We start from the raw sequence: 10198 nt of genomic DNA, 5'->3' as shown, positions 1-10198 counted from the left end.
GCGAAGCTGATAATCGGAGCAATGATGCGTAAGCTGGCGCAGGTGGCGTATGGCGTCCTGAAATCAGGACGCCCGTTCGATGCCACACTGCACGAGAAAAATGCTTGCGTGGCATAACAGTATCTACGGGGATAATTGTAGGCCCGGTAAGCGCAGCGCCACCGGGCATAAAGGCAAGGAGTGCCCATGTCAAACTACCGTCGCCATTACGTCCCCGGCGGCACCTGGTTTTTTACCGTCAACCTGCAAAACCGACAGAGCGATTTACTTACCCGCCATATTGATAGCCTCCGCCAGGCCACCTCATCGGTGAAACGATCAAAGCCCTTTACGATTAATGGCTGGGTGATCCTTCCTGAACATATGCACTGTATCTGGACCTTGCCGGAAGGTGACAGCGATTTTTCCGGGCGCTGGCGTGACATCAAAAAAACGTTCTCACGAAATATTGAAATGCGCCATATCTGGCAGGCGCGTTTCTGGGAACATACCATCCGCAACGACAATGATTACCGCCGACATATGGATTACATCTACCTCAACCCGGTGAAACATGGGTACGTTGGTAAGGTTGTCGACTGGCCGTTTTCAACGTTTCATCGGGATGTACGGGAAGGGTTGTATCCGGCGGATTGGGCCGCGGAAATTGTGGATTTTGCGGCGGGGGAGTGGAAGTAAAAACGCCGGGTAAGCGCAGCGCCACCCGGCAATACATTACAACTCAGTCCTCAAAGAACCAATATCCGCTGTTGACCAGCGCGGCAAGCATGGCGAGGAAAGAGGGATCTTCCAGGGCGTCGCCAAAGGTATCGGCAGTCAGTACCAGATGGCTGGCGATGGCTTCCAGCGCCGGGCGATGCGGAGAATCCAGCTTCTCGCCGTTGACGAAGACATCTTCACCGATGCGCAGCACGCGTAACCCACCCAGGCGAACCAGCTTGTCACCCTGCTGCAGCGCATCATAAATCTCGTCGGCCTGATACGGCGGCTCCGGAGGTGCCACATCCAGCTCGTGACGTGACTGGCTGATAAATTCACCAAACCACTGTCTGAAATGTTCCGGCTCGTTGATCAGATCCAGCATCATGCCGCGCAGCTTATCCAGTTCTGCTGGCAGAATGTCTGCCGGATGCTCGCGGGAAGGCACATCCGGATCGCTGTAGCGATGGCTGCCCAGCTCGCGTTGCAGAACGTAATCGGCAAAACCGCTGATCATCTCACGACCACTTGGCGCGCGGAATCCGACAGAATAATTGAGGGAGTTTTCCAGCGAGTAGCCTTCATGCGGGAATCCCGGCGGAATATAAAGAATATCTCCCGGCTCCAGCTCTTCGTCGATGATCCCGTCAAACGGATCCACCTGAAGCAGGTCAGGATGCGGGCAGTGCTGTTTCATCGGCACTTTTTCACCCACGCGCCAGCGACGGCGGCCGGTCCCCTGAATGATAAACACATCGTACTGATCCAGATGCGGGCCAACGCCGCCCCCTGGCACGGAGAAGGAGATCATCAGATCGTCCATTCGCCAGTCGGGCAGGGCGCGGAACGGGCGCATTAAGGCTGCCGTCGGCTCGTGCCAGTGGTTGACCGCCTGCACCAGTAATGACCAGTTATTTTCACCGAGGTGATCGTAGCTTTCGAAAGGACCATGGCTAACCTGCCATTTTCCATCCTGGTGGCTCACCAGGCGGCTGTCGACTTCGTTTTCCATGGCCAGGCCAGCCAGTTCGTCAGGCGAGATAGGGTCGACAAAATTGCTGAACCCGCGCTTAAGAACTACCGGGCGTTTCTGCCAGTAGCGTTCAATAAACTCGGGCCAGTTCAGTGCTAAGTGATAATCCATATTTTTTTATTCCGCAGGCTCTTACTGAGTCGGATTATAACGGAAGCGCAGAAGCCTGGGTGCGAGATCCGCGCATTTTTCACATAACGGGCTAACTATCGTTCGATGTGGGCTGCTGACGGCCAAAAATCACTTCCATTCTGGCACCGCCAAGTAAACTTTCACCGGTTTCGATTTTGCCGTCGTACTGGTCGACAATCTCGCGTGCGACGGACAACCCCACCCCCTGGCCGGGACGCAATGTATCCGCACGCTGACCGCGATCAAATACCACGTCACGTTTGTTGCGCGGGATCCCCGGGCCATCGTCCTCAACAATGATGTGCAGCTCGTTGTCCGTCTGACGGGCGGAAACCTCCACGAACTCCAGACAATATTTACAGGCGTTATCGAGCAGGTTACCCATCACCTCCATGAAATCATTCTTTTCGCCGACGAAACTGATTTCAGGAGAGATATCGAGACTGATGTTCACCCCTTTACGCTGATACACCTTATTCAGCGCAGAGGTCAGGTTATCCAGCAGTGGTGCCACGGGGTGCAGCTCCCGGCTCAGCAGGGCGCTGCCGGAACGCATGCTGGCGCGATGAAGATAGTAGCCAATTTGCTGCGAAATACGACTGATCTGCTCAAGCATCACCGGCTCGGCATCATCAACGCTCATTCTGGAGCTGCGCATGGATCGCAGGGTGCTTTGCATGACGGCCAGCGGGGTCTTCAGGCTGTGAGTGAGGTCAGTCAACGTTGTGCGGTATTTATCGTAGCGCTCGCGTTCACTTTTCAGCAGGCGGTTAAGGTTACGCACCAGACTTGTTAGCTCACGCGTTGTCTCAGGATTAAGCTTCTCGCGATGATGCTCCTCCAGCTCGCGAACCTCTTTCGCCAGCGACTCAATCGGGCGCAAACTCCACCAGGCAGCAATCCACAGCAGCGGTATGACCAGCAGCAGATTGGCAACCAGCACGTAGACGAACCAGCCCCAGACCCGATAAGAGCGTTTAAGCTCGACGGGGATGGTATCCACCACCACGATGGTCAGCTGCGGCATGTCAGGCGTGGCGGGATAGAGATTGATGGCGACGGAGTGGGTCATTTCTGTTTCGGCGTCATCGGCGCGGATCTCATTCAGCTTTTTTTGCAGAGAGCGATCTTCGCGCAGCAGGCTGCTGGTGGTATTCAGATCGGCTTCAATTTCATGAAATCCGTTGGTTTTCAGCCATTCCGGGCGGATGCTTTTCACCAGCCAGGGAACATCACGCTGTGCCCACAGCAGTTTCCCTTTTTCATTGTAAATCAGCGCCAGCGTGGGACTCTGCTGGTTAAGATTCTCCGGCATCTCGACGCTGATCTGGTTGTTTTCCCACTTTGCGAGGGTATAAAACAGGTTGCTCTCACCGCGCAGCAGACGAAAGGTCGTTTTATCAAAACTGACGCTGTAACCAACCAGCGCCACCATGCCGTAAGAAAGCGACAGCACCAGCACAACGGCGGCTGTGGCCAGCAAAAAGCGAACCCGCAGTGAAAGGGGCATAATGTGCCGCATTAGTCGTTTCATTTAGCGTAATTCGAACAGGTAGCCCTGACCGCGCACGGTTGTGATCACATCATGCGGATACTGCGCCTGAATCTTCTTACGCAAACGGCCCATCAGCACATCAATGGTGTGACTCTCACGCAGTTCGGCATCCGGATAAAGCTGGAGCATTAAGGAGTCTTTGCTCACCACTTTACCGTTGTTACGGATCAGCGTTTCCATGATGGTGTATTCGAAGGCCGTCAGTTTGATGACTTCATTGTTGATTGAGAATTCCCGCCGGGAGAGATCCACCTGGAAAGGTGGAAGGGAAATCACCTGGGAGGCGAGCCCGCTGTTGCGGCGTAACAATGCCTGCATGCGTGCCGCCACTTCTTCAATATGAAACGGTTTGGTGACGTAATCATCGGCACCGGCACTGAGCACTTCCACTTTGTCCTGCCAACCTTCACGCGCGGTCAGCACCAGGACAGGAAGGGAGACATCATGGCTGCGCCAGCGGCGAATCAATGACAGTCCGTCTTCGTCAGGTAACCCGAGATCAACGATGGCGATATCCGGCAGGTGTTCATTGAGATAATAATCGGCTTCTTTTGCATCTTCCGCATCATCCACCTGATGTCCCATCTCCTGAAGCTGAACCTTCAGGTGATGACGTAGCAATGCGTTATCCTCAACAACCAGTACGCGCATCATCTTTCTCCCAGAATTAATAGTATGAATAGTTTAACGCTGATTATGTTGTTGTGGGGATAAACATTGAGTAAACCGGGGAAAAAGCAGCCCCCTTTTCGGGCGAAAAGGGGGCGGGGGAGATTACTTCAGCTCGTCGACCATGGTGATGGCGCGGCCAATGTAATTCGCTGGTGTCATCTCTTTCAGGCGGGTTTTTTCCGCTTCCGGCAATGCGAGGCTATCGATAAACTGTTTCATACCTTCCGCATCGACACGTTTACCACGGGTCAGCTCTTTCAGTTTTTCATACGGTTTTTCGATGCCGTAACGACGCATTACGGTCTGGATCGGTTCGGCCAGCACTTCCCAGTTGTGGTCCAGCTCGTCCAGCAGACGATCGCGGTTCACTTCCAGCTTGCTCACCCCTTTCAGGGTGGACTGATAGGCGATCAGCGCATAGCCAATCCCCACGCCCAGGTTACGCAGCACGGTGGAGTCGGTCAGGTCGCGCTGCCAGCGGGAAACCGGCAGTTTGCTCGCCATATGCTGCAGCACGGCGTTGGCCAGACCCAGGTTGCCTTCGGAGTTTTCGAAGTCAATCGGGTTCACTTTGTGCGGCATGGTTGAAGAGCCGATTTCACCGGCGATGGTCTTCTGCTTGAAGTGGTTCAGCGCGATATAACCCCACACGTCACGGTCGAAGTCGATCAGAATGGTGTTGAAGCGGGCGATACAGTCGAACAGCTCGGCGATATAGTCGTGCGGCTCAATCTGAGTGGTGTACGGGTTCCACTGAATTCCCAGGGAGGTCACGAACTCTTCACTGAACTGATGCCAGTCCACTTCCGGGTAAGCGGCAATATGGGCGTTGTAGTTACCTACCGCGCCATTGATTTTACCGAGGATCTCAACCTGTTCCAGCTGACGATACTGACGCTCCATACGGTATGCCACGTTAGCCATCTCTTTACCCATCGTCGATGGCGTAGCGGGCTGACCGTGGGTACGGGAGAGCAGGGGAATGTCGCGGTATTCCACGGACAACGCTTTCACCGCGTCAATGATTTTACGCCAGTAAGGCAGAACCACCTCTTTGCGCGCGGTAGAGAGCATCAATGCGTGAGACAGGTTATTGATGTCTTCAGAAGTACAGGCGAAGTGAATGAATTCAGACACCGCGTGCAGCGCCGGAACGCTTGCCACTTTCTCTTTCAGGAAGTACTCAACCGCTTTTACGTCGTGGTTGGTGGTACGTTCAATGGTCTTGATGCGAGCAGCATCTTCTTCATTGAAGTCAGCAACGATTTTATCAAGGTAATCGTTTGCCTGGGCGTCAAAAGCAGGAACTTCCTTGATTGCTGCCTGGGCGGCCAGCTTTTGCAGCCAGCGTACTTCAACCTGAACACGGAACTTCAGCAGGCCATATTCGCTGAAGATCCCGCGCAGCGCGCTGACTTTATCGCCGTAGCGTCCATCGACAGGGGATACGGCGGTCAGTGAGGATAATTCCATAATTCGCAACTCCGGGAGGTTAACAATGAGCAAGAATTTGTTTTGCCTGAGTCGTCAGGCGATTACGAGAAAACATTAACTGCAGGCGGCCACCGCCAACCTGATGCCACAGCACGGCGGCACGGATACCGGCCAGCAGCGAGGCGCGTACTTTTGCCTGAACCTGCGGGCTTTGCAGCACGGCAGGTGAACCGGTGACCTGGATACGCGGGCCCAGCGGGCTGATGACATCAACATAAATACCGGCCATGGCGCTCAACAGCGTTTCAGACTGCAGATCAAAATGGTCGAGCTGACGCTGCAATCCGGCAATGCGGTCACCCAACGTATTCAGCGCGCCTTTCGCTGCGCTGAGTTTACGTTCCAGCACCATCAGGCTTAACGTATAACGGGTAAGCTCTGCGTTTAATCCCTGACGGCTGCTGGCATTAAGCACGCCAAGCAAGGTTTCAAGACCGAGACGAAGATTGGTTTCGCTGCCACCGAAGACACCCAGGGTTGAACCGGGGTTGAGATCGATAACGCTGTTGAGCGAAACGTGCAGCGCGTCAGCGTCACAATGACCCTGATGCGCCAGCTGTTGCACCAGACGGGCTGACTGGCAAATTCCTGCCAGTGCCAGGGTGATGTCATAATAGTTCTTCGCCACACGTTCTCCTTTATGTGTGCTATCGGGTTAAACGGCCGGCAGCGGCAGGCGCTGTTCTATGATCCCACCACCCAGGCAGATATCACCGCTGTAGAAGACGGCGGACTGGCCCGGCGTGACGGCTGCAACTGGCTCGTCAAAACGCACGTCAATGCGATCGTCATCCAGCGCGGTAATGGTGCAGGGGATATCCGTCTGACGGTAGCGTGTTTTTACCGTGCAGCGCAGGGTACCTTTGAGCGGTTCACGGTCGACCCAGTGCAACTGTTGCGCGATCAGGCCAACGGACATCAGACGCGGATGGTCGTGCCCCTGAGCGACGATCAGAATATTGTTTTCGACATCTTTGTCGACCACGTACCACGGATCTTCGCTACCGTCTTTGGTACCGCCGATACCCAGGCCTTTACGCTGGCCGAGGGTGTGGTACATCAGCCCCTGATGCTGGCCAATTTCGTCACCATCGACGGTGACAATTTTGCCCGGCTGCGCAGGCAGGTAGCGACCAAGGAAATCGCGGAATTTGCGCTCGCCAATAAAGCAGATACCGGTGGAGTCTTTTTTCTTCGCGGTGATCAGATCCAGCTCTTCAGCGATTTTACGGACTTCTGGCTTTTCCAGCTCGCCAACCGGGAACAGGCTTTGTGCAATCTGTTCATGGCTTAGCGTATAAAGGAAATAGCTCTGATCTTTATTACCGTCCAGACCGCGCAGCAGCTGGCTTTTGCCGTTCACATCGGCGCGGCGCACGTAGTGACCGGTCGCAATATAGTCTGCGCCCAGATCTTCCGCCGCGAATTCGAGGAAGGCTTTAAATTTGATCTCTTTGTTGCACAGAATATCCGGGTTTGGGGTACGGCCCGCTTTGTACTCTTCCAGGAAAAGCTCAAACACGTTATCCCAGTATTCTGCGGCAAAGTTAACGGTGTGCAGTTCTATGCCGAGCTTGTCGCACACGGCCTGCGCATCGGCGAGATCCGCAGCGGCAGTGCAATATTCCTCGCCATCATCTTCCTCCCAGTTCTTCATGAACAGGCCCTCCACCTTATAGCCCTGTTGTTGCAACAGGTAGGCGGAAACGGAGGAATCGACACCGCCGGACATGCCGACGATCACTTTTTTCTGGCTGTTATCTGACATGGAATACTCACGACATTGAACTTCAAGGCGGCGTATTCTATCACGCCCCCCCACCATTGACACCCTCTGTAAACGGCCAGTTAAATTCTGCGATGACCTCCAGCGGCAAGCGTGCGCATGACTGCCAGCAGCGAATGCTTTCGGCAACCAGCGGCGAGCGCAGGTTTGGCGCGTTCAGGATCTCGTCGGCGGTGACCCACAGGCAGCGATCGATATCGTCGTCGTGCGGCTCAGTGGCGCACGTTTCGCTAAGCTCGACGGCAAATAAAAAACGCAGGAAGGGCGTTTTATCAGGCGCAATCCACTGATGCATACGAATGAAGTGCTGAGGCTCCGCGCGGATGCCCGTCTCTTCCCAGAGTTCACGTTTTGCGGCCTGTAATAAGGTTTCATTGGCTTCCAGATGCCCGGCTGGCTGATTCCACAGCGCTTTGCCGTTAATGCTCTCTTCTACAACCAGGAATTTACCCTGCGCGTGAACCACACAGGCGACCGTGACATGAGGTTTAAACATATTGACTCCTTAAGGGGCAACGTCCCGCCATTCACCGTTAGCCAGGGAATCCAGCGTGTAACTGCCCATGGCATAGCGAATCAGGCGCAGGGTAGGGAAGCCCACGTGGGCGGTCATGCGCCGAACCTGACGGTTACGGCCTTCATAAAGGGTGATTTTGAGCCAGCTGGTGGGAATAGATTTGCGCTCGCGAATGGGCGGGTTGCGCGGCCACAGCCACTCCGGTTCATTCACACGTTCAATACCTGCGGGCAGGGTGGGGCCATCGTTTAACGTCACGCCGTTGCGGAGTGCGGCGAGCGCCTCTTCATCCGGCTCACCTTCCACCTGCACAAAGTAAATTTTGCCGGTGCGTTTTCCCGGCTGCGTGAGTTTTGCCTGTAGGGCTCCGTCGTTGGTTAAGACCAGCAGACCTTCGCTATCGCGGTCCAGACGACCCGCGGCATAAACGCCCTGAACAGGAATGTAATCCTTTAACGTGCTACGCCCGGCTTCGTCGGTAAACTGTGGCAACACATCGTAGGGTTTATTGAACAAAATAACCCGCTTTGGCTGGCTTTCTTGCGGTCTTCTGGCGGCTTGTCGTGAGCTGAATCGCTCAACCCGGTGTTTTGTAAAAGAAGTTTTCTTCATGGTATTTTCAGGCGTTATCAATTGCCGCATTATAGCCTAATAACGAAGACCTTTCATGGCGCAGGACAATCAGGTACTATCGAAGGGCTCATTACAATTTATTAACATAAGATCAGTAACAACCAGAAGCGCTCGAAGGAGAGGTTAATGGAAAGCAAAGTAGTTGTTCCGGCGGAAGGTAAAAAGATCACCCTGCAAAACGGCAAGATTAACGTTCCTCACAATCCGATCATTCCATTCATCGAAGGTGATGGTATCGGTGTAGACGTTACCCCGGCAATGCTGAAAGTGGTTGATGCCGCTGTTGAGAAAGCCTACAAAGGCGAGCGTAAAATTTCCTGGATGGAAATTTACACCGGTGAAAAATCTACTCAAGTTTATGGCCAGGACGTTTGGCTGCCAGCAGAAACGCTGGACCTGATCCGCGACTACCGCGTTGCTATCAAAGGCCCACTGACGACGCCAGTTGGTGGCGGTATCCGTTCCCTGAACGTGGCACTGCGTCAGGAGCTGGACCTGTACGTGTGTCTGCGTCCGGTTCGTTACTATCAGGGCACCCCAAGCCCGGTTAAGCACCCTGAGCTGACCGATATGGTTATCTTCCGCGAAAACTCAGAAGACATCTACGCGGGTATCGAATGGAAAGCTGACTCTGCTGACGCAGAAAAAGTGATTAAATTCCTGCGCGAAGAGATGGGCGTGAAGAAAATTCGCTTCCCTGAGCATTGCGGTATCGGCATCAAGCCGTGCTCCGAAGAAGGAACCAAACGTCTGGTGCGCGCAGCAATTGAATACGCGATCACCAACGACCGTGACTCTGTGACCCTGGTTCACAAAGGCAACATCATGAAGTTCACCGAAGGCGCGTTCAAAGACTGGGGTTACCAGTTGGCGCAAGAAGAGTTCGGCGGTGAGCTGATCGACGGCGGCCCATGGCAGAAGATCAAGAACCCGAACACCGGGAAAGAGATCATCATTAAAGATGTTATCGCCGATGCGTTCCTGCAGCAGATCCTGCTGCGTCCAGCGGAATACGACGTGATCGCCTGTATGAACCTGAACGGTGACTACATCTCCGACGCCCTGGCTGCACAGGTTGGCGGTATCGGTATCGCCCCAGGCGCGAACATCGGTGACGAATGCGCCCTGTTCGAAGCAACACACGGTACTGCACCAAAATACGCAGGCCAGGACAAAGTGAACCCAGGCTCTATCATCCTGTCCGCAGAGATGATGCTGCGTCATATGGAATGGTTCGAAGCCGCAGACCTGATCGTTAAAGGTATGGAAGGCGCGATTAACGCGAAAACCGTAACCTACGACTTCGAACGTCTGATGGAAGGCGCTAAGCTGCTGAAATGTTCAGAGTTTGGTGACGCGATTATCGCGAATATGTAATCTATTAGCTGGGTTATACAACAACGGGAGCCGATTGGTTCCCGTTTTTATTATTATTTTTCGGATGGTTATCAAGAGCTTATCAAAACCCTTTTTTAAGCAGATGTTATTTCCAGTTCTCTCTGTATCTGCCACAACAATTTACGGTAGGGTATATTCTCTACTGTAAATATATCAACTGTATGCGCATTTTACTTCCTCATGTATCAAAAATAAACAATCCCGAATTTCATTTCCTTAAAATACTTTATCCAGAAATGACTGGTTCGTGTCAGTAGCCTTAGTCAATATATAAAAATA

10 protein-coding genes are annotated in these 10198 nt (G+C 53.6%); 2 read left to right on the top strand and 8 right to left on the bottom strand.

The genetic code is table 11. The annotated features are described in order from the left end of the window. Positions 1-186 precede the first annotated feature (186 nt). Positions 187-678, top strand: a complete 492-nt coding sequence (locus tag PUZ33_RS23630) for an REP-associated tyrosine transposase (protein ID WP_038979836.1) — start codon at positions 187-189, stop codon at positions 676-678. A gap of 43 nt (positions 679-721) precedes the next feature. Here the strand turns inward: PUZ33_RS23630 and PUZ33_RS23625 are convergent, their stop codons facing one another. From PUZ33_RS23625 to rluE, 8 genes are all read right to left on the bottom strand, one after another. Beyond that, a complete protein-coding gene (locus PUZ33_RS23625) occupies positions 722-1843 on the bottom strand; it encodes a ribosomal protein uL16 3-hydroxylase (protein WP_014831472.1) in 1122 nt (373 codons plus the stop codon). A 91-nt stretch (positions 1844-1934) separates the two neighbouring features. Further along, positions 1935-3398, bottom strand: a complete 1464-nt coding sequence (gene phoQ / locus PUZ33_RS23620) for a two-component system sensor histidine kinase PhoQ (protein WP_058681419.1) — start codon at positions 3396-3398, stop codon at positions 1935-1937. Further along, a complete protein-coding gene (phoP, locus tag PUZ33_RS23615) occupies positions 3399-4070 on the bottom strand; it encodes a two-component system response regulator PhoP (protein WP_013097083.1) in 672 nt (223 codons plus the stop codon). It abuts the gene before it with no gap. Positions 4071-4193: 123 nt separating this feature from the next. Further along, a complete protein-coding gene (purB, locus tag PUZ33_RS23610) occupies positions 4194-5564 on the bottom strand; it encodes an adenylosuccinate lyase (RefSeq protein ID WP_040019575.1) in 1371 nt (456 codons plus the stop codon). Between the two features lie 19 nt (positions 5565-5583). Beyond that, positions 5584-6213, bottom strand: coding sequence for a high frequency lysogenization protein HflD (gene hflD / locus PUZ33_RS23605; RefSeq protein WP_013097081.1), 630 nt, complete (start codon positions 6211-6213; stop codon positions 5584-5586). Between the two features lie 27 nt (positions 6214-6240). Next, entirely contained in the window at positions 6241-7353 is a 1113-nt protein-coding gene (mnmA, locus tag PUZ33_RS23600) for a tRNA 2-thiouridine(34) synthase MnmA (protein ID WP_013097080.1), read from the bottom strand. A gap of 40 nt (positions 7354-7393) precedes the next feature. Beyond that, a complete protein-coding gene (locus tag PUZ33_RS23595; protein WP_047024070.1) occupies positions 7394-7867 on the bottom strand; it encodes an NUDIX hydrolase in 474 nt (157 codons plus the stop codon). Between the two features lie 9 nt (positions 7868-7876). After that, positions 7877-8530 carry a 23S rRNA pseudouridine(2457) synthase RluE gene (rluE, locus tag PUZ33_RS23590; RefSeq protein ID WP_029881977.1) on the bottom strand — a complete coding sequence of 218 codons (654 nt, stop codon included), beginning with the start codon at positions 8528-8530 and terminating at the stop codon, positions 7877-7879. Positions 8531-8647: 117 nt separating this feature from the next. Here rluE and icd point away from each other — a divergent pair, with 117 nt between their 5' ends. Continuing rightward, complete coding sequence (gene icd / locus PUZ33_RS23585; protein WP_013097077.1) at positions 8648-9898, top strand: NADP-dependent isocitrate dehydrogenase; 1251 nt, start codon at positions 8648-8650, stop codon at positions 9896-9898. Positions 9899-10198: the final 300 nt, after the last annotated feature.

Origin of the sequence: Enterobacter cloacae complex sp. 2022EL-00981, assembly GCF_028737495.1 — a bacterium.
GTDB classification, from domain to species: Bacteria; Pseudomonadota; Gammaproteobacteria; order Enterobacterales; family Enterobacteriaceae; genus Enterobacter; species Enterobacter cloacae.
Note: the sequence above shows the minus strand (reverse complement) of the source record. Positions and strands in the feature narration are given on the sequence as shown.

Excerpts from the sequence above, each read along its gene's own strand:
- PUZ33_RS23630 (WP_038979836.1), top strand. The coding sequence starts at position 187 with ATGTCAAACTACCGTCGCCATTACGTCCCCGGCGGCACCTGGTTTTTT.
- PUZ33_RS23625 (WP_014831472.1), bottom strand. The coding sequence starts at position 1,843 with ATGGATTATCACTTAGCACTGAACTGGCCCGAGTTTATTGAACGCTAC.
- phoQ (WP_058681419.1), bottom strand. The coding sequence starts at position 3,398 with ATGAAACGACTAATGCGGCACATTATGCCCCTTTCACTGCGGGTTCGC.
- phoP (WP_013097083.1), bottom strand. The coding sequence starts at position 4,070 with ATGCGCGTACTGGTTGTTGAGGATAACGCATTGCTACGTCATCACCTG.
- purB (WP_040019575.1), bottom strand. The coding sequence starts at position 5,564 with ATGGAATTATCCTCACTGACCGCCGTATCCCCTGTCGATGGACGCTAC.
- mnmA (WP_013097080.1), bottom strand. The coding sequence starts at position 7,353 with ATGTCAGATAACAGCCAGAAAAAAGTGATCGTCGGCATGTCCGGCGGT.
- PUZ33_RS23595 (WP_047024070.1), bottom strand. The coding sequence starts at position 7,867 with ATGTTTAAACCTCATGTCACGGTCGCCTGTGTGGTTCACGCGCAGGGT.
- rluE (WP_029881977.1), bottom strand. The coding sequence starts at position 8,530 with ATGCGGCAATTGATAACGCCTGAAAATACCATGAAGAAAACTTCTTTT.
- icd (WP_013097077.1), top strand. The coding sequence starts at position 8,648 with ATGGAAAGCAAAGTAGTTGTTCCGGCGGAAGGTAAAAAGATCACCCTG.